Raw genomic sequence first — 19,422 nt, 5'->3', positions numbered from 1 at the left:
AGAGAATGGCGGGTGACAGCGCCGGCCGCCTCTTATATCCGGTGAGACATGGACAGCGTCGCGACTGAACACAAGGCCGAGGTGGACGATCGCTTCGACACCGCGCGGATCACCGCCGCGGTCGATGCGCTTGCCGAGAAGCACCAGGGACGCGAGGACGCGTTCCGCACGGCCATGGCGCAACTGCTCAAGGCCGAGCTGATTGCCTCGCGCGCTGCGGCACAGACGATCCTGCTGAAGGACCGTCATGGCCGGCGCTGCGCCGAGCGACTGTGCCACGTGCAGGACGAGATCATCCGCATCCTGTATTCGGCCGCGACCCGCCATCTCTACCGCTCGCCGATTCCGAGCGGTGCCGAGCGCATGGCAGTGGTGGCGACCGGCGGCTATGGCCGCGGCCTGATGGCCCCCGAGTCCGACATCGATCTGCTCTTCATCCTGCCCTACAAGCAGACCGCCTGGGGCGAGCAGGTCGCCGAGGCCATTCTCTATTGCCTCTGGGACATGGGGCTGAAGGTCGGTCACGCCACGCGCTCGGTCGACGAGTCGATCCGGCAGGCGCGCGGCGACATGACCATCCGCACCGCGATCCTGGAGACGCGCTTCCTTACCGGAGACCGGCCGCTCTATGACGAGCTGGTTGCCCGCTTCGACAAGGAGGTCGTGCAAGGCACCGCGTCCGAGTTCGTCACCGCGAAACTCGCCGAGCGTGAGGAGCGGCATCGCCGCGGCGGCCAATCGCGTTATCTGGTCGAACCCAACGTCAAGGACGGCAAGGGTGCGCTCCGCGACCTGCACACGCTGTTCTGGATCGCGAAGTACGTCTACCGCGTGAGCGACACCGACGAACTGGTCGACCGCGGCGTGTTCGACGCGCAGGAATACCGCACCTTCCGCCGCTGCGCCGACTTCCTCTGGTCGGTGCGCTGCAATCTTCACTTTTACTCCGGTCGCCCTGAAGAGCGCCTCTCCTTCGACCTCCAGCGCGAGATCGCGGTCCGGCTCGGCTACACCTCGCATCCCGGCATGCAGGACGTCGAACGCTTCATGAAGCACTACTTCCTGGTCGCCAAGGAAGTCGGCAACCTCACCGCCATCCTCTGCGCCAAGCTCGAGGACCAGCAGGCCAAGCCCGCGCCGGTGCTGAGCCGGATGATGGCGCGGCTGCGCCCCACCGCGGTGAAGCGGCGAGTGCCCGACAGCGACGACTTCATCGTCGACAACAACCGCATCAACGTCGCCGCGCCCGACGTGTTCAAGCATGATCCGGTCAATTTGATCCGCATCTTCCGCCTGGCGCAGAAGAACAATCTCGCCTTCCACCCGGACGCGATGCGCGACGTGACGCGTTCGCTCGGCCTGATCAACGCGCAGATGCGCGAGAATCCCGAAGCCAACCGGCTGTTGATGGAGATCCTGACATCCGACAACGCGGAAATCGTGCTGCGGCGGATGAACGAGACCGGCGTGCTCGGCCATTTCATCCGTGCCTTCGGCAAGATCGTCTCGATGATGCAGTTCAACATGTATCATCACTACACCGTCGACGAGCATTTGATCCGCTGCGTCGGGTTCCTCCAGGACATCGAACGCGGCGGCATCGAGGAATTCGCGGTGGCGAGCGACCTGATGCGCAAGATCCGGCCGGAGCATCGCTCCGTGATCTACATTGCGACGCTGCTGCACGACGTCGCCAAGGGCCGGCCCGAGGATCACTCGATCGCCGGCGCCAAGGTGGCGCGACGGCTCTGCCCGCGGCTCGGCTTCAGTCCGGCCGACACCGAGCTCGTGGCCTGGCTGATCGAGGAGCATCTGACGATGTCCACGGTCGCACAGTCGCGCGATCTCTCCGACCGCAAGACCATCGAGAATTTCGCCGCCGTGGTGCAGTCGGTCGAGCAGATGAAGCTCTTGACGATCCTGACCACCGCCGACATCCGCGGCGTCGGCCCAGGCGTGTGGAACGGCTGGAAGGCGCAGCTCTTGCGCTCGCTGTACTACGAGACCGAACCGGTGCTGACGGGTGGCTTCTCGGAGGTAGACCGCGGCAAGCGGCTCACGGCCGCGTATGCCGAATTCCGTAACGCCTTCGCGGAATGGCCGGCGGAAGAGCTCGACGCCTATATCGCCCGGCACTATCCGGCCTATTGGCTCAAGGTCGAGCTGCCGCGCAAGATCCGCCACGCGCGCTTCGTCCGTGCCAGCGAGCAGGCGGGCCACAAGCTCGCGATCAATGTCGGCTTCGACGAGGTGCGTGGCGTCACCGAGCTGACCATCTTCGCCGCCGACCATCCCTGGCTGCTGTCGATCATCGCAGGCGCCTGTGCCTCGGCCGGTGCCAACATCGTCGATGCCCAGATCTACACCACGACCGACGGTCGCGCGCTCGACACCATCTCGATTTCCAGGGAATACGACCGCGACGAGGACGAGGGACGGCGCGCCACACGCATCGGCGAGATGATCGAGGACGTGCTGGAAGGCAAGCTGCGTCTGCCCGAAGTGGTGGCCCGGCGCACCGTGCGCGGCAAGGCGCGGCCGTTCGTGATCGAGCCGGAAGTGACCATCAACAACCAATGGTCCGACCGCTACACAGTGATCGAAATGTCCGGCCTCGACCGCCCCGGGCTGCTCTACGAGCTGACCACCGCGATCTCGAAGCTCAACCTCAACATCGCCTCGGCCCATGTCGCGACCTTCGGCGAGCGCGCGCGCGACGTGTTCTACGTCACCGATCTCCTGGGCGCACAGATCAGCGCGCCGACACGTCAGGCCGCGATCAAGAGCGCGCTGACCCACGTGATGGCCGGCGACAAGGCGGTTCAGCCAGCGGCCTGACTTCTCTCGTCATTCCCCGCTGAATCATCGCGCCGACTTTTGTTCGGAGAATCGCAGCGCGTTCACCAGCGCAGACAGCGTCGCCGGTTGATGCCGACGACTGGGATAATACATGAAGAAGCCCGGAATTGGCGGAGTCCAATCCTCCAGCACCCGGACAAGGCGGCGCTTCGCAACATATTCGGCGACCTGCTCTTCATAAGCGAGTCCCACACCAACCCCGGCGAGCGCCGCCTGGATCACCAGGTGGGTATCGTCAATGATGAGTGGGCCGTTCACGTTGATCGTGACCGACTTTCGTCCCTGCTGAAACTCCCACCGATATGGTCCACCCGCAAGACGCAGCGTAACGCACCGATGATCGTTCAGATCCTTTGGTTTCTTGGGGATGCTTCGTGAAGCGAAATAGCTTGGCGAGCCCACTACCGCCAATCGCAGTTCGGGCGTGAGGCGAACCGCGATCATATCCTTTTGAATGTACTCGCCAAGCTGGATACCGGCATCGAACTCGCCTGCAACAAGGTCCACGGGGCCAGTGACGGTAACAACGTCCAGAACGATGTCCGGGTAGGACTCAGCGAAAGCTCTCAACCGCGGCAACAACACCATCACGGCAGCTGATCGTGACATTACGATTCGGAGACGACCTTCGGGTCGCTGCCGAACACTTCGGGCCTTGTCGAGGGCGTGACGAATTTGCTCAAGCGCCGGAGACAAGTCTTCCAAAAGAGCTGCCCCCGCAGCGGTTGGCGCAACGCTCTTGGTTGTTCGAGCGAGCAGCTGCAGCTCAAGCCGTTGCTCAAGCCTCCGGATTGTGTGACTCAAGGCAGACTGAGACACACCCAGCTTTATCGCAGCGCGCGTAAAGCTTCGTTCACTGGCCACGATTGCGAACGTCGCGAGCTCGTTCAATTCGTTTGTCATCGTCTATGAATATCGATCATAAGCCCATGCCGCGCAAGTCGGCTGGCTTCATAAACAACTATGCCGTAGGCTCCCACCCGCAATTCGACGACCTACGGTGCTTTTCTGCACGGGCGCCAGGCTGACGCTCGGCACGGCTGGCCGGGCCGGGCCGCATGAATGCCCGGTGTAACGGCTTTGAGGATGACAATGAATACGGACGTTCCCGCCTTGCACTCCCTTGCGCAAACCTATTTCGATGCTGCCTATGAAATGGATGCCGAGAAATTTGCATCCATATTTCACCCCTTGAGTTCCGTGACGAAGGTCGCCGAGGACGGCAACGTGGGCGTGACGCCGATTGCGACCTGGCTGGCAGCGGTCCGCGACATGAAAGCTCCAAAGCAACAGGGCTTCGAGCGAGACGATCAGATCCTGTCGACGGATGTTGAAGGAGAGCTCGCGCTTTTGAAGGTGAAATTGCGCATCCCGCCGCGTTACTTCACAGACCTGTTGTCGTGCTTGAAGGTGAACGGGACCTGGAAGATCGCGCAGAAAGTAATGACGTCGAACGTCTGATGGATTCGGTCACGGCGGGGGAGAGCGGCCGAAGGCTCGCTCGACGGCCCATCGCCGGCCGCCGCCAATCGCTCAACCGTTGTCAAACAGGCGCTTAGACCGCCACGCCTTCATGCCGCAGCAGCCAGCGCTTGCGCTCGAGGCCGCCGCCATACTTCACCAGAGAACCATCGGCGCCGATCAGGCGGTGGCACGGCAGCACCACGCTGATCGGATTGGAGCCGTTGGCATGGCCGACGGCGCGAATGGCTTTGGGCGTGTCGATCCTTGCGGCGAGCGCGCCGTAACTCATTGTGGTGCCGGCAGGGATTTGCGCCAATGCATTCCAGACCTTCTGCTGGAACGGCGTGCCGGCGATGCGCCAGGCGATGTCTGAGAGCTGGCCGAGATCGCCGTCGAAATAGTCCGACAGCGCAGTCCGCATGGCCGCGGGCGCGGGCTGGTCACTCAGGTCCACCAGACCGTAATGCAGGCGCAAGAGCTCGCGCATGCGGTGCTCGTAATCCTCCCAGTCGAGCGCGCGCAAGGCGCCCTCAGCGTCGGTGATCAGCAGCGCGATCCCGATCGGCGTCGCCAGCCGATCGAGGCCGAAGCTTACAGGCGGTTTGGTCGGTCGCGCGGGCATTGCGGCACCATTGCATCGAAACACGCCATCGCACTTGCCACGCCAGCCGTGCTAGCGTCCACCCGAAAGCTGACGCTGGGGGAGCTCAACTTGATCTGGATCGCGAATATCCTGGTGGCGCTGGTCGCCGCACTGCACGCTTACTTCCTGATCCTGGAGATGTTGCTCTGGGACAAGCCGCAGGGCTTGAAGGTTTTCCGCAACACGCCGGAGAAGGCAGCGATCACCAAGGTGCTGGCCGCGAACCAGGGACTCTATAACGGTTTCCTGGCCGCCGGCCTGGTCTGGGGGCTGGTGCACGGCAATCCGGCCTTCGCGTTCCAGATCAAGGCGTTCTTCCTGCTCTGCGTGATCGTGGCCGGCGCTTATGGCGCGGCGACCGTCAGCACGCGGATCCTGATCGTGCAGGCGCTGCCGGCGGCGCTCGCGCTGTTGGCCTTGTTCCTGACCTGAGATGCCATAGCGCGGCACCGCGATCCTTGCGCGGCGCCTGCCGTTCCTCCACAATCTCCGACAGCGATGGCGACCGTTGGCAATCAACGGGACAAGACCGTCGGTCGGAAATTCCGTCAGGAGGAACAAGCCCACATGAGCAATCGCAGAGCCTTCATCACCGCCACGGCGGCGCTCGCCTTCGCGTTCTCCGCCAACCAAGCTCTCGCCCAGAAGAAATACGACACCGGCGCGAGCGACACCGAGATCAAGATCGGCCAGACCGTGCCGTTCTCCGGGCCCTATTCCGTCTACGCCAATATCGGCAAGACCCAGGCCGCCTACTTCAAGATGATCAACGATCAGGGCGGCATCAACGGCCGCAAGATCAATCTGATCCAGTATGACGACGCCTATTCGCCGCCGAAGACGGTCGAGCAGGTGCGCAAGCTCGTCGAAGGCGACGAGGTGCTGTTCACCTTCCAGATCATCGGCACGGCCGCGAACGCTGCCGTGCAAAAATATCTCAACGGCAAGAAGATCCCGCAACTGCTGGCCTCGACCGGCGCCGCGCGCTTCAACGATCCGCAGAACTATCCCTGGACCATCGCCTATAATCCCAACTACGTGTCCGAGGGACGCATCTACGCCAAGTACATCCTCAAGGAGCATCCGAACGCCAAGATCGGCGTGCTCTACCAGAACGACGACATGGGCCGCGACTATCTCGCCGGCCTCAAGAGCGGTCTCGGCGACAAGGCCGCCAGCATGATCGTCGGCGAGGTGTCCTACGAGGTCACCGATCCGACGGTGGACTCGCAGGTGGTCAAACTGAAGTCGTTGGGCGCCGATCTTTTCTATGATGCCTCGACACCCAAATTCGCGGCGCAGGCGATCAAGAAGGTCGCCGAGCTCGGCTGGACGCCGGTGCACATTCTCGACATCAACGCGAGCCCGATCTCGGCGACGTTGAAGCCGGCCGGTCTCGACATCTCCAAGGGCATCATCTCCACCCAATACGGCAAGGAGCCCGGCGATCCGCAGTGGAAGGACGATCCGGGCGTGAAAGCGTTCTTTGCCTTCATGGACAAGTATTTCCCCGAAGGGGACAAGCTCAATACCGTCAACACCTATGCTTATTCAGTCGCCGAATTGCTGACGCAGGTGCTGAAACAGTGCGGCGACGACCTGTCGCGTGAGAACGTGATGAAGCAGGTCGCTAACATCAAGGACTTCACCCCGAGCTTCGCGCTACCCGGCATCAAGATCAACACCGGGCCGAACGACTACCGCGTCAACAAGCAGATGCAGATGATGAAGTTCAACGGCGAACGCTGGGAGCTGTTCGGCCCGATCATGGAGGATGCGGGTCCAGCGGGTTAGCCTCTCGGATATCTCATAGGGCGGGTTACGCCCGGCGGACTGCACTTCGCGCATCCGCCGGCGCTGCCCACCTTACAAACCTGCTGCGCAGCCGCGCATGCTACGAACTGCGGGCGCACGCCCAAACTTGCGTTGCAACAACGCCTCATCCACTATCGCCCTCAGCGGTGACATCAGGTGCGCACAGGCGCACCTGATTGATCACCGGCAACAAACATTGAGGAAATGCGAATGAGGAATGGAATGCTGCATCTGGCCACGGCAACGGCGCTGACCCTGGCGCTATCGGTCTCGGCGGCCAATGCCCAGAAGAAATATGATCCGGGGGCCAGCGATACCGAGATCAAAGTCGGCCAGACCGTGCCGTTCTCGGGACCGGCATCGGCCTACGCGTCGATCGGCAAGACCCAGGCCGCCTATTTCAAAATGATCAACGACCAGGGCGGCATCAACGGCCGCAAGATCAATCTGATCCAGTATGACGACGCTTACTCGCCGCCAAAAGCAGTGGAGCAGGTGCGCAAGCTGGTCGAGAGCGACGAGGTGCTCTTGACCTTCCAGATCATCGGCACGCCATCGAATGCGGCCGTGCAAAAATATCTCAACTCCAAGAAAGTGCCGCAGCTGTTCGCGGCCACCGGCGCCTCGAAGTTCACGGACCCGAAGAACTTTCCGTGGACGATGGGCTACAACCCTAACTATTTCGTCGAGGGCCGCATCTACGGCCAGTACATCCTGAAGGAATATCCAAACGCCAAAGTCGGCGTGCTCTATCAGAACGATGATCTCGGCAAGGACTATCTGAACGGCATCAAGGCCGGGCTCGGCGACAAGGCCGCCAAGATGATCGTCAACGAGTCCTCCTACGAAGTCTCGGACCCGACCGTCGATTCGCAGATCCTCAAGATCAAGGATGCCGGCGCCGATCTGTTCTTCAGCGCCAGCACGCCGAAGCAAGCGGCGCAGGCGATCAAGAAGATCGGCGAGATCGGCTGGAAGCCGGTGCAGATCGTCGACATCAACGCCACCTCGGTCGGCGCGGTGATGAAGCCTGCCGGTCTCGACGCCGCCAAGGGCGTGATCAGCGTCAATTACGGCAAGGATCCGCTCGATCCGACCTGGAAGGACGATGCCGGCCTGAAGAAGTATTTCGACTTCATGGCGAAGTACTATCCGGACGGCGACAAGGATTCGAACTTCAATACCTACGGCTACGGTACCGCCCAGCTTTTGGCCCACGTGCTGCAGCAGTGCGGCGACAACCTGACGCGCGAAAACGTCATGAAGCAGGCGGCTTCGCTGAAGGACGTGACCAGCGATATCGCCCTGCCCGGCATCAAGGCCAACACCTCGGCGACCGACTACCGCGTCAACAAGCAGCTTCAGATGATGAAGTTCAACGGCGAACGCTGGGAGCTGTTCGGCCCGCTCCTGGAAGATGCGGGTCCGGCGGGTTAGTTTTCTCGGAGCAAGCAGGTGAGGCGTGGATGGCCGAGTCAAGCCCGGCCATCCACCTTGAGGAGGGAGTTCCGCCGACGCCGCTCAGGCCGGCACCTCGCCAAAGTTCTTGCCCACCGGCAGCACCGCGTGCCGAATGAGCCGTGAATCCTCCACGGCGGCCTGCCTGTGCTTAACCGCTTCGCGATAGACGGGATCGCGGATCATCTCGACGAACGCGGCGACGCTTGGGTATTCGGCGATGAAGCAATGGTCCCAGCGCTCAGTCTCGGGGCCGATCAGCATCAACTCGAATTTGCCTTGCCAGACGATGCGGCCGCCGAGGCGTTCGAACACCGGGCCGCTCTCGCGGCCATAGGCCGCATAGGCTTCCGCGCCGCTCGCCTTGCGGCCATCTGGATAGGCTGCCTCCTTGCGTAAGCGCACCAGGTTGAGCATGTGGATCGGGCCGGGACGGTCGTTGTCCCGGAACTGCGCGAAAATCTCCTTGGTTGGATCGATGTGGCCCATCTGAGTTTCCTTTTCTTTTATGCCGGCGATCCTAGCTCTGCCGACCTCCCAGCGGAACTGCGGCCAGCGAATGCCGCACCTCCTAATCGCGCGTTAAGCTCTGGGTAACCGGGCCTTAAACAGCGACCGCTAGCGTGCGGCGGGGCGGGCTGACCGGGCGTTTGCGTATGGGGTTGGGAAAGAAAAAGGGTGGGCGGAAGGAGCCGTTGTTCGGCTTGCCTGCGGCACTCGCCGATCTGCGCCTGACCGCGGCCGACCGCATTCCTGGCGGCGATGAGAAGCCGAAGAAATCAACGAAGTCATCTGCCAAGCGCAAGAGCGAGGATGCCGGCGACGAGCCGCCGCGCGAGCGGAAGGCGCCAGCCGGCCGCGGCAGCCCCAAGCGGCGATCGAAGTCACGCATCGGCGCGAGCCTTGGTCGCCTGGTCTATTGGGGCGCGGTGCTGGGCCTATGGGGCGCCATCGCCGTGATCGGCGTCGTGATCTATGTCGGCGCTCATCTGCCGCCGATCCAGTCGCTGGAAATCCCCAAGCGGCCGCCGACGATCCAGATCGTCGGCATGGACGGCAGCATGCTGGCGCAACGCGGCGAGATGGCCGGCGCCAACGTCTCGCTGAAGGATCTGCCGCAATATCTGCCCAAGGCGTTCATCGCCATCGAGGATCGCCGCTTCTATTCGCATTTCGGCATCGATCCCGTGGGCATCCTCCGCGCGCTCGTCACCAACGTGCTCCATCGCGGCGTGTCGCAGGGCGGCTCGACGCTGACGCAGCAATTGGCGAAAAACCTGTTCCTGACCCAGGAGCGCACCATGGCGCGCAAGCTGCAGGAAGCGGAGCTCGCGATCTGGCTGGAGCGCAAGCATTCCAAGAACGAGATCTTGGAGCTCTATCTCAACCGCGTCTATTTCGGCTCCGGCGCCTACGGCGTCGAGGCCGCCGCGCAGCGCTATTTCGGCAAATCGGCCAAGAACGTCACCGTCGCGGAAGCGGCGATGCTGGCCGGTCTCGTCAAATCGCCCTCGCGGCTCGCGCCTAACCGCAACCCCGAGGGCGCAGAAGCGCGCGCGAAAATCGTGCTCACGGCGATGGCGGATGCCAAATTCATCACCGAAGCGCAGGCGCAGGCCTCGATCGGCCAACCCTCCTACAATGTGAAGCCGGTCGGCGCCGGCACGGTCAATTACGTCGCCGACTGGATCGGCGAGGTGCTGGACGATCTGGTCGGCCAGATCGACGAGAGCATCAAGGTCGAGACCACGATCGATCCGAAGCTCCAGAGCGTGGCGGAAGCCGCCATCATCGACGAGCTCGCGGCCAAGAGCGTGAAATTCAATGTCAGCCAGGGCGCACTGGTGGCGATGACGCCCGACGGCGCGGTTCGCGCCATGGTGGGCGGGCGGAACTATTCCGAGAGCCAGTACAACCGCGCGGTCACCGCCAGGCGCCAGCCGGGCTCCTCGTTCAAGCCGTTCGTGTACCTGACCGCGCTCGAGCAGGGGCTGACGCCCGACACGGTCCGCCAGGACGCGCCGATCGAGGTCAAGGGCTGGAGGCCTGAGAACTACACCCACGAATATTTCGGCGCGGTGACGCTGACCCAGGCGCTCGCGATGTCGCTCAACACGGTCGCCATTCGCCTCGGCCTCGAGGTCGGGCCGAAGAACGTGGTGCGCACCGCGCACCGGCTCGGCATCTCCTCGAAACTCGAGCCCAACGCCTCGATCGCGCTCGGCACCTCCGAAGTCTCGATGGTCGAGCTGGTCGGCGCCTATGCACCCTTCGCCAATGGCGGCTTCACGGCGACGCCGCATGTCGTCACGCGGATCAGGACGCTCAGTGGCAAGCTGCTCTACATGCGCCAGGCGGACGAGCACAACCAGGTGGTCGACCCGCGCTATGTCGGCATGATGAACGCGATGATGCGGGAAACGCTGATCAGCGGCACCGCCAAGAAGGCGGAGATCCCGGGCTGGCCAGCGGCCGGCAAGACCGGCACCAGCCAGGACTACCGCGACGCCTGGTTCATCGGCTACACCGCCAACCTCGTCACCGGCGTGTGGCTCGGCAATGACGACAACTCGCCGACCAAGAAGGCCACCGGCGGCGGCTTGCCGGTCGAAGTCTGGTCGCGCTTCATGCGCACAGCGCACGAGGGCGTGCCGGTAGCAGCCTTGCCGAGCTCTCCAGGTGGCTGGGGCCTGTCGAACCTGGCGCAGGCGACGTCGCAGGTGTCGCCGCCAACAGCGGCAGCGCCCGGACCCGCACCGGCCAGCAACGGCGGCTATCGCCCACCCCCCACGCGCGCCAATGCGCGACCGGAGGCAGCCGCAGGACTCGATGGCTGGCTGATGGACCGGCTGTTCGGCGGGAATCGCTAGCGCCGACCTGAGGTCCGGGTGACCTCAAAACAAAAACAAGCGAAAACAACCCCATGCACAGTAGCCGAGGATAACGAAATCAACGGCTTGCGTGAGGCGCAAGACGGCTGATTCTGACAGCAAAGCCATTTGACACCTCGGGCAAAACAGAACCGTTCCGCCATCATCCCGAACGCGGCCGCTATCTCGGCTCTCCCGGTTCGCCACCGGTGTCGTCTTCGGCAAGTCCTGCCTACCATGGCAAAATCGGCCGATCCCCGCAGCTCCCGGAACGCAAAAACACCAGTCTCTTCAAGCTCCGGTCGGCGGCCCGGGATTTGCTCTCACAGGTTGAGCAAGTATCGGAGAGCGTTCCATGATGTCGGGTGTATCCAGCGCGGCGTTGCCTCATCTGCGACCCGCATCAACGTCCGCTTCGAATAGGACATCGAGTCTTCAGCCGGCGGGACCGGATGCGACTGATGCTGCGACCGACGGCTTTCGGATTGACGTCTCGCAGGTCAAGCCCCTGACAGGCGCCAAGTCGATATCGGCGGCGGACAATCCTCACCTGCGCGACCTCATGGCATCGAACTGGCTGATGACCCATGACACGAGCGCAACTCAGTCGGTCGTCTCGGACGATGCCCCTGAGAACACCTATGCTCAGGTGAAGGTCGACGGCAAGGTGGTCGCCACCCTGTACAATGGCGGGTCCTCAACGATGACCAACGAGGCGGCTGGAAAGATCGGCAAGCTGGAGGATCCACCCGATCTGAGTGGACCGGATCTGGCGCAGTGGCGGGCCGACAGATACGCCGAGCGGCTCGGTGGCACCGTTGAAAAAGCTTCCACCGCGATCACGCAATCGCAATGGACCCCGCGTGAAAGCAGCTCCGCAACCTATAGCCGCGATCAACTCGACGCAGCCTTCCAGGCGATGCTGGCCGAGGGCCAGAAGGCCGGCGTGCAATTGCAGTCATCCTATCTCGCCTCGCGCACGCAGCCGGGGACAAGCGCGGATGTCAGCGCCTGAGCAGAGGGATGAATTGAGTACGCGCGGACGTCGCTGCATTCTCAACTGTCATTCCCGCGAACGCGGGAATCCAGTACGCCGCGGCCTCTCGGTTCAATAACAACCGCCTCGGAACACTGGATCGCCCGGTCGAGCCGGGCGATGACAGCGTCAGATGGAGGTTGGCAGCGAGGGCCTAATCCTCGACCCCGTAGCGGTGCAGGTCGTTGCCGTACGTATCGAGCCACTTCTTGGCGCGCTCCATCGACGGGCAGACCTTGCCGCAGACGCGCCAGAACCGCGCCGAGTGGTTCATCTCAACGAGATGGGCGACCTCGTGGGCGGCGAGATAGTCGAGCACGTAGGGCGGCGCGAGGATCAGGCGCCAGGAGAACGACAGCGAGCCGGCCGAGGTGCAGGAGCCCCAACGACTGGATTGATCGCGGATCGAGAGCCGCTTGACCTTGACGCCGAGCTCGGCGGCATAGGATTCCGCCGCACGCTGAAGGTCGCGGCGAGCCTCGCGCTTGAGGAAGTCGCTGATGCGACGGTCCGCATGCTCGACGCCGCCGGCGACGCAGAGAATGCGCTCCCCGCTGTCGCGCACTTCCGTCCACACCGTACCGCGCGTGCCGGCGCGATGAACGATGCGATGGGCCGTGCCGCGAAGTGGTATCACTGTGCCAGGCTGGAACGGCGCGGCCTTCGGCAAACGGCCGAGACGTGCCGCGATCCACGCGCCGTGGCGCTGCGCGAAGTCTTTTGCTTCGGCGAGCGTGCCGCGCGGCGGCATGGTGAGGATGGCTTCGCGATCGCTCGGATGAATTCTGAGCGTGTAACGGCGCGCGCGGCGATGCCGGCGCAGTCGAATCGCAAAATATTGCGATCCATGGGTGATCAGGAGGGTCTTCGGCTCGTGGGGCCGCCGATAGAGGAGTGCGCGAGTGGCCATGTCTGTCAGTCCGGGGGGCAGGAGAGCGCCCGGATTCTGCCATAACCGCCGCCAGGGAAAGCGCTCGGCGCAAAAACAAATCATTTGCCCAATATACAGGGGTCTGGCGTCCGGGAGACCCTACAGACTGGGGTTGGAACCGGCTTTTTTCGCCCCCGTTCGGCGCATGTGGCACCCCCAAGGGGTGAGGTTGGACTCACTCCTACAAAGCTACCTAAATACCGCGAATCTAGCGGGAACTCGCCCCTGTCGGAGCCTCCGACAGGGCGTCGATTTTCAGCGGGAAAGCCGAAAAACGCGATTATTCGGCCGCGAGAGCCTGCAATGAGCTCGGATTCGCCGCCGAGACCATGAAGTCGTGGATGCGCGGCACGATTTCCGATTTGAAGCGCGAGCCATTGAACACGCCGTAATGTCCGACGCCCTTCTGGACGTAATGAACGCGGCGGTGATCGGGAATCGAGCTGCACAATGTGTGCGTTGCTTCGGTCTGACCGATGCCGGAGATGTCGTCGTTCTCGCCTTCGACGGTCATCAACGCGACGCGCGTGACCTTGGAGGGATCGACGCGTGTTCCACGATGGGTCATCTCGCCCTTCGGCAGCGAATGCTTCACGAACACGGTGTCGACGGTCTGCAGGTAATACTCGGCGGAGAGATCCATCACCGCGAGATATTCGTCGTAGAAGTCACGATGCTTGTCGACGAGGTCGCCGTCGCCCTTTACCAGGTTGGCGAATAGCTGCTTGTGGGCATCCATATGCCGGTCGAGATTCATGCTGATGAAGCCGTTGAGCTGCAAGAAGCCCGGATAGACGTCGCGCATCATACCCGGATGCGGGAACGGCACCTTGGTGATGACGTGGTTGCGGAACCAGTCGATGCCGCGCTCCTGGGCCAGGTTGTTCACCGCAGTCGGATTGCGCCGGGTGTCGATCGGGCCGCCCATCAGCGTCATCGAGGTCGGCACAAAGGGATCGCGTAGCGCTTCCATAATCGAAACGGCAGCGACGACGGGAACCGAGGGCTGGCACACCGCCAGCACATGCGTGTTGCCGCCGAGGACATGCAGCATCTCGATGACGTAGTCGATGTAGTCGTCAAGATCGAAGCGGCCGTCGCTGAGCGGCACCATGCGGGCATCGGCCCAATCGGTGATGTAGACCTCATGCGCCGGCAGGAAAGCCTCGACGGTACCGCGGAGGAGCGTCGCGTAATGGCCGGACATCGGAGCGACGATCAGCACGCGTGGATGCGGACTGCGCAGTGGACGGGCGAACTTGCGATCGAAGTAGAGCAGGCGGCAGAACGGCTTTTCCCAGACCGAGCGGACCTCGACGGGAACGCGGATGCCGTTGACCTCGGTGTCGTTGAGGCCCCATTCCGGCTTGCCGTAGCGGCGGGTGGTGCGTTCGAACAATTCGCAGGCCGCGGCAACCGACTTGCCAACCTCGGTGCGTGCCCAGGGGTTCAGCGGATTCTGAAACAGGAGCTTGGTCGCGTCCGTGATCGCACGCGCCGGATTGAGAGAGGCTTGCCCCATCTCGTACATCCAGTACATCGGCGTCGTCAGGACAGGACTGCCTTCGGCCACCAGGGGCGGCGCCCCGCCAAACTCACCAATCGGCATCGCTATATTCCTCTTCGCATCGCAGCATACTGCCGAATGCGTAATATTGCGTCAATGCATGGTTCCGTACATCTACGTGGCCGAGGTGCCCAAACCGGGCAGAATCCACGAGAAAGTGACGTTATTCGCCGCCTGACAGCAGCGAGCCCTGCATCCTGGCGCTGCGCAAAAGGGCAAGGAATGCCCCAAAAGATGCAAGCAACAGCACCGCGTTGATGGCCAACGCGCTCAGCATCAGATCGGTCCTGAAGGTGTTTTCGATCAGCAGCGCGCGCATCCCTTCGAACACGTAGGTCGGCGGCAGCGTCCAGGCGATGTATTGCAACCAGACCGGCAGCACGCTGACGGGATAGTAGACGCAGGCGAGCGGCATGATGCCGAACATCAAGGTCCAGACGATGCTCTCGGCGCCGAGGCCGTTTCGCAGCACCAGTCCGGAGACGAAAATGCCGACCGACCAGCTCGTGAAGATCAGATTGCAGAAGAACGCGATCAGCGGCACGCCGAGCGCATAAACATTGAAGTGAAACAGGAATAACGCGAGCAGCGTCATGGGGATGACGCCGATCGCGAGCCGGATCAGGCTCATGATCATCAGGGACAGCAGAAATTCGATCGGCTTCAACGGGCTCATCATGAGATTGCCGAGGTTGCGCGCCCACATCTCTTCCAGGAACGAGATCGAAAAGCCGAGCTGCCCGCGAAACAGGATGTCCCAGAGAATGACGGCGCCGATCAGGGTGCCGCCGGCACGCGCGAAGAAGTTGGCATTCTGCGCGATGTAAAGCTGCAGAAAGCCCCAGGTGATGACCTGCAGCGCCGGCCAGTAGAGCAGCTCGAGCAGCCGCGGCCAGGACGACAGCAACAGGTACCAATAGCGCAGGATCATCGCGCCAATGCGGTGGACGGAGATGCCGCGGTGGAGGGAGAGTTCGGTCATTGCGGCACCGCGTAGCCCGAATGAGCGAAGCGATATCCGGGACCTTGCTGGCGGCGTTCCCGGGTATCGCTTCGCTCACCCGGGCTACGGTCGCAACATACGGCCTGGCTCATCGTGCCACCTCCTGCGCGCCGTTCACCCTTCCGCGCGCGACGTCCAGAAACACCTCTTCCAGCGTGGTGCGGTTGTAGCGGGCCATGATGGCTTCGGGCGTATCGTCGTCCTCGATACGGCCGCGCTTCATGATGATGACGCGATCGCAGAGCCGCTCGACCTCGAGCATGTTGTGCGACGCCAAGAGGATGGTGGCGTTGTTCGCCATGCGATAACGCTCCAGATGCCCCCGGACCCAGTCGGCGGTGTCGGGATCGAGCGAGGCGGTCGGCTCGTCCAGCAACAGCAGCTCGGGCTGGTTGATCAGCGCCTTGGCAAGCGCAACGCGCGTCTTTTGTCCTGCGGAGAGCTTGCCGTTGGCGCGGTCGATGAACTCGGTGAGATCGAGATCGTCGGCGAGCTCAGCGATGCGATCGGAGAGGTTCTTCACCGCATAGAGCTTGCCGAACACCGTGAGGTTCTGACGCACCGTGAGCCGCATCGGCATGTCGACATAGGGGCTCTCGAAGTTCATCCGACCCAGCACGGACGCGCTGTCCTCCGGCATCCGATGCCCGAGCACCTGCACGCGGCCGGAGGTCGGCAGCACGAGGCCCATGATCGTCGCGATGGTCGTGGTCTTGCCGGCGCCGTTGCCGCCCAGCAGCCCGGTGATGCTGCCGCGCGGAAGCGAAAAGGAGATGTCGTCGACGGCGCGGGTCTGCTTGTAGACCTTGACCAGGTGATCGACCGCGATTGCCGCGGAGAGGCTGCGATCCGCGACAGTCGGCCAGCTTGAAGCCTTGTCATTCTCCGTCATGCTGGGCGTTCTTCTGCTATTGCAGCGGAGAGCGCAAGGCTTGTAATCCGGCGGTTCCGTGAGCCGCGCGCTTGTGATCGAGAAGGCACCGCCCCATTGGCCGAAATGACCGAACTTGCCGCTTCCGACTTTCGCCCCGCGCAGCGGCATATCCGCCTGGATACGATCCTGCGACTGCGCTGGCTCGCGGTGCTCGGCCAGCTCGCCGCGATCTTCATCGTGGCGCAGGGGCTGGAATTCAATGTCGAGATCGTTCCCTGCGTCAGCATCATCGCCCTGTCGGCGGCGCTCAATCTGGCGCTCCAGACCGTGTCCAATCCGCTGCAGCGGCTGGAGCCGATGCAGGCGGCCGGACTGCTCGCGCTCAACATCGTGGAGCTGGCGGGTCTCCTGTTCTTCACCGGCGGACTCCAGAACCCGTTCTCGTTCCTGTTCCTCGCGCCCGTGCTGATCTCCGCGACGGCGCTGCCGGCCCGCTTCACCTTCGGCCTCGGCGTGCTGGCTGTCGCCTGCGCCTCGGTCCTGTTCTTCTTCCATCTGCCGCTGCCCTGGGATTCTGATGATCCGCTGGTGCTGCCGCCGATCTATCTCGTCGGCGTCTGGCTCTCGATCGCGCTCGCGATCGGCGTGACCAGCCTCTACTCGTTCCAGGTCACCGAGGAGGCGCGCAAGCTCGCCGACGCGCTGGCCGCGACCGAGCTGGTGCTGACGCGCGAGCAGCATCTGACCCAGCTCGACGGCCTGGCCGCAGCCGCAGCGCACGAGCTCGGCACGCCCCTCGCGACGATCTTCCTGATCTCGCGCGAGCTGGAGAAGACGGTGAAGGAGCCGAACTTTGCCGCCGACCTGAAGACCCTGCGCGAGCAGACGCAGCGTTGCCGCGACATATTGAGCAAGATCACCCAGCTCTCCTCCACCGGCGCGCCGTTCGACCGCATGAAGCTGTCGGAGCTGATCGAGGAGGTGGTGGCGCCGCACCGCGATTTCGGCGTCGATATCAAGGTGCGCATCGCCGTCGCCATCGTGGCCGAACCGGTCGGCTCGCGCAATCCGGCGATCCTCTACGGCGTCGGCAATATCGTCGAGAACGCGGTCGATTTCGCCCGCACCACCGTCGAGGTGAATGCGTGGTGGAACAAGGACACAATCGAGCTCGTGATCTCCGACGATGGTCCCGGCATTCCGCCTGACATCCTGAACCGGATCGGCGAGCCCTATTTGTCGCGGCGGCGCAGCAAGGACGAAGGCGGCGGCCTCGGGCTCGGCGTGTTCATCGCGCGCACCTTGCTGGAGCGCACCGGCGCCAAGGTCTCGTTTACCAACCGGACCTTTCCGGACCATGGCGCAGTGGTCCAGATCACGTGGCCGCGAGACCGTTTTGAGGCTATCGAGACCTTCGAAGAAACAATAGGATAGGCCGCGACCTTGCGTCGCACAACGGGGCCGATCGACCATTGGCGCCCTTGGCACCGCCCGATTGCGCCGCCATATGTAGACGCGCTGGAGAGAGGACCAAACCTTGAACGCCATCGCCGAACTGAACGAACAGACCGACCGCTCGCTGCTGATCGTGGAGGACGACAAGCCGTTTCTGGAGCGGCTGTCGCGCGCCATGGAAACGCGCGGCTTTGCGGTGACGTCATGCGACACCGTCTCGGACGGTCTGGCGCAGATCGGCAAGGCGGCGCCGGCATTCGCCGTGGTCGATCTGCGGCTCGGTGATGGCAACGGTCTCGACGTGGTCTCGGCGCTGAAGAAGAAGCGCCCCGACGCCCGCGCGATCGTGCTGACCGGCTATGGCAACATCGCCACCGCCGTCACCGCGGTGAAGATGGGCGCGGTCGATTATCTCTCGAAACCCGCGGACGCCGACGACGTCGTCGCGGCGCTGCTATCGACCGGCTCGGACAAGTCCGAGTTGCCGGCGAACCCGATGTCGGCCGACCGCGTGCGCTGGGAACACATCCAGCGCATTTACGAGATGTGCAACCGCAACGTCTCGGAGACGGCACGCAGGCTCAACATGCATCGGCGCACGTTGCAGCGGATTTTGGCCAAGCGCGCGCCGCGATAACGGTGCCGTAGGGTGGGCAAGGCGCAAAGCGCCGTGCCCACCATGTCTGCTTCAATCTTTGACCTGGATGGTGGGCACGCTCCGCTTTGCCCACCCTACGGCATCGCGCTCGCGGCGCCGCTATTCCCAAAACTCCGCATGCCCCTGCGGATCGACCAGCCGGTTGATCCGCAACGCCGCCGCCATGGCGAACCGCACCGTCATCTGCTTGCGCGTGGCCGCAGCGAGCTTGTGCTCGGGCGCCTCGCATTGCAGGTGCGCACCATAGGCATCCGCGATGATCAAGCCGGTATCTTGCGGAAAGATCTCGCAAGGCAGGTCCTGCGTGAAGGCGAAGAACAGCCGGTCGCAATGCGCCCGGTATTCGTGCCATTTCTGATCGGCGCGCAAATCCTCCACCGACGATTTGATCTCGACGATCCAGACCTCGCCGCGTTCGTTCAGCGCGACGAGATCGGCGCGTCGCCCCGAGGGCAGCGGCAATTCGCTGATGCAGGTGAAGCCGAGCGAGCGCAGCAACCGCGCCGTCCCGCGCGCGATCGCCAGCGCCGTCTCGGATTGTCGGCGGTCCGGCGGCGGTACGAGGGCAATGCGGGCGGTGTTGTCCATCGGGGGAGGATAGCCGATTCCTCCGTCGTCGTCCTGGCCTAGTGCGCAATTGCGCACGGGAGCCAGGACCATGACCCCAAGGGATCGTTGGTGCACGAGGGGATCACCACCAGTCCTCGTCAAATTTCGGCCTGTGGTATTCGGTCCTGGATCTGCGCTTCGCTTGTCCAGCACGACGGCGGGGTACGGAACCGCTCTCGC

The 19,422-nt window shown here is 63.2% G+C and carries 17 protein-coding genes; 9 read left to right on the top strand and 8 right to left on the bottom strand.

Features of this window, described 5'->3' with window-relative positions; genetic code table 11:
• The first annotated feature begins 48 nt into the window (after positions 1 to 48).
• The gene (locus tag IVB50_RS12040) at positions 49 to 2,838 is read left to right on the top strand and encodes a [protein-PII] uridylyltransferase (RefSeq protein WP_085361945.1); all 2,790 of its coding nucleotides are present in this window, start codon (positions 49 to 51) and stop codon (positions 2,836 to 2,838) included.
• A 24-nt stretch (positions 2,839 to 2,862) separates the two neighbouring features.
• Here the strand turns inward: IVB50_RS12040 and IVB50_RS12035 are convergent, their stop codons facing one another.
• On the bottom strand, positions 2,863 to 3,762 hold the full coding sequence (locus tag IVB50_RS12035; RefSeq protein WP_018455891.1) for a LysR family transcriptional regulator: 900 nt from the start codon (positions 3,760 to 3,762) through the stop codon (positions 2,863 to 2,865).
• Between the two features lie 189 nt (positions 3,763 to 3,951).
• Between IVB50_RS12035 and IVB50_RS12030 the strand changes: the two genes are divergently transcribed.
• On the top strand, positions 3,952 to 4,320 hold the full coding sequence (locus IVB50_RS12030; RefSeq protein ID WP_247295911.1) for a nuclear transport factor 2 family protein: 369 nt from the start codon (positions 3,952 to 3,954) through the stop codon (positions 4,318 to 4,320).
• A 94-nt stretch (positions 4,321 to 4,414) separates the two neighbouring features.
• Here IVB50_RS12030 and IVB50_RS12025 read toward each other — a convergent pair whose 3' ends face one another.
• A complete protein-coding gene (locus tag IVB50_RS12025) occupies positions 4,415 to 4,945 on the bottom strand; it encodes a methylated-DNA--[protein]-cysteine S-methyltransferase (RefSeq protein ID WP_018455889.1) in 531 nt (176 codons plus the stop codon).
• 90 nt (positions 4,946 to 5,035) lie between these two features.
• Here IVB50_RS12025 and IVB50_RS12020 point away from each other — a divergent pair, with 90 nt between their 5' ends.
• The 3 genes from IVB50_RS12020 (at position 5,036) to IVB50_RS12010 (ending at position 8,218) form a co-directional block, all read left to right on the top strand.
• Positions 5,036 to 5,398, top strand: coding sequence for a DUF1304 domain-containing protein (locus tag IVB50_RS12020; protein WP_231189569.1), 363 nt, complete (start codon positions 5,036 to 5,038; stop codon positions 5,396 to 5,398).
• Positions 5,399 to 5,533: 135 nt separating this feature from the next.
• Complete coding sequence (locus tag IVB50_RS12015; RefSeq protein ID WP_026233046.1) at positions 5,534 to 6,760, top strand: ABC transporter substrate-binding protein; 1,227 nt, start codon at positions 5,534 to 5,536, stop codon at positions 6,758 to 6,760.
• Between the two features lie 231 nt (positions 6,761 to 6,991).
• On the top strand, positions 6,992 to 8,218 hold the full coding sequence (locus IVB50_RS12010; protein WP_085385519.1) for an ABC transporter substrate-binding protein: 1,227 nt from the start codon (positions 6,992 to 6,994) through the stop codon (positions 8,216 to 8,218).
• 84 nt (positions 8,219 to 8,302) lie between these two features.
• Here the strand turns inward: IVB50_RS12010 and IVB50_RS12005 are convergent, their stop codons facing one another.
• Complete coding sequence (locus IVB50_RS12005) at positions 8,303 to 8,728, bottom strand: DUF1330 domain-containing protein (RefSeq protein WP_018455884.1); 426 nt, start codon at positions 8,726 to 8,728, stop codon at positions 8,303 to 8,305.
• 167 nt (positions 8,729 to 8,895) lie between these two features.
• Between IVB50_RS12005 and IVB50_RS12000 the strand changes: the two genes are divergently transcribed.
• Together IVB50_RS12000 and IVB50_RS11995 are read left to right on the top strand one after the other, a co-directional pair.
• Positions 8,896 to 11,109: a penicillin-binding protein 1A gene (locus tag IVB50_RS12000; RefSeq protein ID WP_018455883.1), complete on the top strand. Its 2,214-nt coding sequence runs from the start codon at positions 8,896 to 8,898 to the stop codon at positions 11,107 to 11,109.
• A gap of 355 nt (positions 11,110 to 11,464) precedes the next feature.
• Positions 11,465 to 12,124, top strand: coding sequence for a hypothetical protein (locus IVB50_RS11995; protein ID WP_247295909.1), 660 nt, complete (start codon positions 11,465 to 11,467; stop codon positions 12,122 to 12,124).
• 175 nt (positions 12,125 to 12,299) lie between these two features.
• Here IVB50_RS11995 and IVB50_RS11990 read toward each other — a convergent pair whose 3' ends face one another.
• The 4 genes from IVB50_RS11990 to IVB50_RS11975 all read right to left on the bottom strand — a co-directional run bounded on the left by IVB50_RS11990 (position 12,300) and on the right by IVB50_RS11975 (position 16,538).
• Entirely contained in the window at positions 12,300 to 13,139 is an 840-nt protein-coding gene (locus IVB50_RS11990; protein WP_026233044.1) for a SprT family zinc-dependent metalloprotease, read from the bottom strand.
• Positions 13,140 to 13,356: 217 nt separating this feature from the next.
• Complete coding sequence (gene phaZ / locus IVB50_RS11985; protein WP_018455880.1) at positions 13,357 to 14,685, bottom strand: polyhydroxyalkanoate depolymerase; 1,329 nt, start codon at positions 14,683 to 14,685, stop codon at positions 13,357 to 13,359.
• Positions 14,686 to 14,806: 121 nt separating this feature from the next.
• Positions 14,807 to 15,625, bottom strand: a complete 819-nt coding sequence (locus tag IVB50_RS11980) for an ABC transporter permease (RefSeq protein WP_018455879.1) — start codon at positions 15,623 to 15,625, stop codon at positions 14,807 to 14,809.
• A 109-nt stretch (positions 15,626 to 15,734) separates the two neighbouring features.
• The gene (locus IVB50_RS11975) at positions 15,735 to 16,538 is read right to left on the bottom strand and encodes an ABC transporter ATP-binding protein (RefSeq protein WP_085349757.1); all 804 of its coding nucleotides are present in this window, start codon (positions 16,536 to 16,538) and stop codon (positions 15,735 to 15,737) included.
• A 105-nt stretch (positions 16,539 to 16,643) separates the two neighbouring features.
• Here IVB50_RS11975 and IVB50_RS11970 point away from each other — a divergent pair, with 105 nt between their 5' ends.
• Positions 16,644 to 17,954 (top strand): ActS/PrrB/RegB family redox-sensitive histidine kinase, encoded by a 1,311-nt coding sequence (locus IVB50_RS11970; RefSeq protein WP_018455877.1) that lies wholly within the window; start codon positions 16,644 to 16,646, stop codon positions 17,952 to 17,954.
• A 103-nt stretch (positions 17,955 to 18,057) separates the two neighbouring features.
• Entirely contained in the window at positions 18,058 to 18,612 is a 555-nt protein-coding gene (locus IVB50_RS11965) for an ActR/PrrA/RegA family redox response regulator transcription factor (protein ID WP_007598178.1), read from the top strand.
• A 120-nt stretch (positions 18,613 to 18,732) separates the two neighbouring features.
• Here the strand turns inward: IVB50_RS11965 and IVB50_RS11960 are convergent, their stop codons facing one another.
• Positions 18,733 to 19,221: an MmcB family DNA repair protein gene (locus IVB50_RS11960; protein ID WP_018455876.1), complete on the bottom strand. Its 489-nt coding sequence runs from the start codon at positions 19,219 to 19,221 to the stop codon at positions 18,733 to 18,735.
• Positions 19,222 to 19,422 lie beyond the last annotated feature (201 nt).

The organism is Bradyrhizobium sp. 87, from assembly GCF_023073015.1.
Taxonomy (GTDB): Bacteria; Pseudomonadota; Alphaproteobacteria; order Rhizobiales; family Xanthobacteraceae; genus Bradyrhizobium; species Bradyrhizobium canariense_D.
This window is presented reverse-complemented; position numbering and strand designations above follow the sequence as displayed.

What these genes read in the sequence shown, in the direction of transcription:
- IVB50_RS11980 (WP_018455879.1), bottom strand. Translation starts at nt 15,625, where the DNA reads ATGACCGAACTCTCCCTCCACCGCGGCATCTCCGTCCACCGCATTGGC.
- IVB50_RS12040 (WP_085361945.1), top strand. Translation starts at nt 49, where the DNA reads ATGGACAGCGTCGCGACTGAACACAAGGCCGAGGTGGACGATCGCTTC.
- IVB50_RS11995 (WP_247295909.1), top strand. Translation starts at nt 11,465, where the DNA reads ATGATGTCGGGTGTATCCAGCGCGGCGTTGCCTCATCTGCGACCCGCA.
- IVB50_RS11975 (WP_085349757.1), bottom strand. Translation starts at nt 16,538, where the DNA reads ATGACGGAGAATGACAAGGCTTCAAGCTGGCCGACTGTCGCGGATCGC.
- IVB50_RS12035 (WP_018455891.1), bottom strand. Translation starts at nt 3,762, where the DNA reads ATGACAAACGAATTGAACGAGCTCGCGACGTTCGCAATCGTGGCCAGT.
- IVB50_RS11990 (WP_026233044.1), bottom strand. Translation starts at nt 13,139, where the DNA reads ATGATTTGTTTTTGCGCCGAGCGCTTTCCCTGGCGGCGGTTATGGCAG.
- IVB50_RS11970 (WP_018455877.1), top strand. Translation starts at nt 16,644, where the DNA reads ATGACCGAACTTGCCGCTTCCGACTTTCGCCCCGCGCAGCGGCATATC.
- IVB50_RS12025 (WP_018455889.1), bottom strand. Translation starts at nt 4,945, where the DNA reads ATGCCCGCGCGACCGACCAAACCGCCTGTAAGCTTCGGCCTCGATCGG.
- IVB50_RS12005 (WP_018455884.1), bottom strand. Translation starts at nt 8,728, where the DNA reads ATGGGCCACATCGATCCAACCAAGGAGATTTTCGCGCAGTTCCGGGAC.
- IVB50_RS12000 (WP_018455883.1), top strand. Translation starts at nt 8,896, where the DNA reads ATGGGGTTGGGAAAGAAAAAGGGTGGGCGGAAGGAGCCGTTGTTCGGC.
- IVB50_RS12010 (WP_085385519.1), top strand. Translation starts at nt 6,992, where the DNA reads ATGAGGAATGGAATGCTGCATCTGGCCACGGCAACGGCGCTGACCCTG.
- IVB50_RS12015 (WP_026233046.1), top strand. Translation starts at nt 5,534, where the DNA reads ATGAGCAATCGCAGAGCCTTCATCACCGCCACGGCGGCGCTCGCCTTC.
- IVB50_RS11960 (WP_018455876.1), bottom strand. Translation starts at nt 19,221, where the DNA reads ATGGACAACACCGCCCGCATTGCCCTCGTACCGCCGCCGGACCGCCGA.
- IVB50_RS12030 (WP_247295911.1), top strand. Translation starts at nt 3,952, where the DNA reads ATGAATACGGACGTTCCCGCCTTGCACTCCCTTGCGCAAACCTATTTC.
- phaZ (WP_018455880.1), bottom strand. Translation starts at nt 14,685, where the DNA reads ATGCCGATTGGTGAGTTTGGCGGGGCGCCGCCCCTGGTGGCCGAAGGC.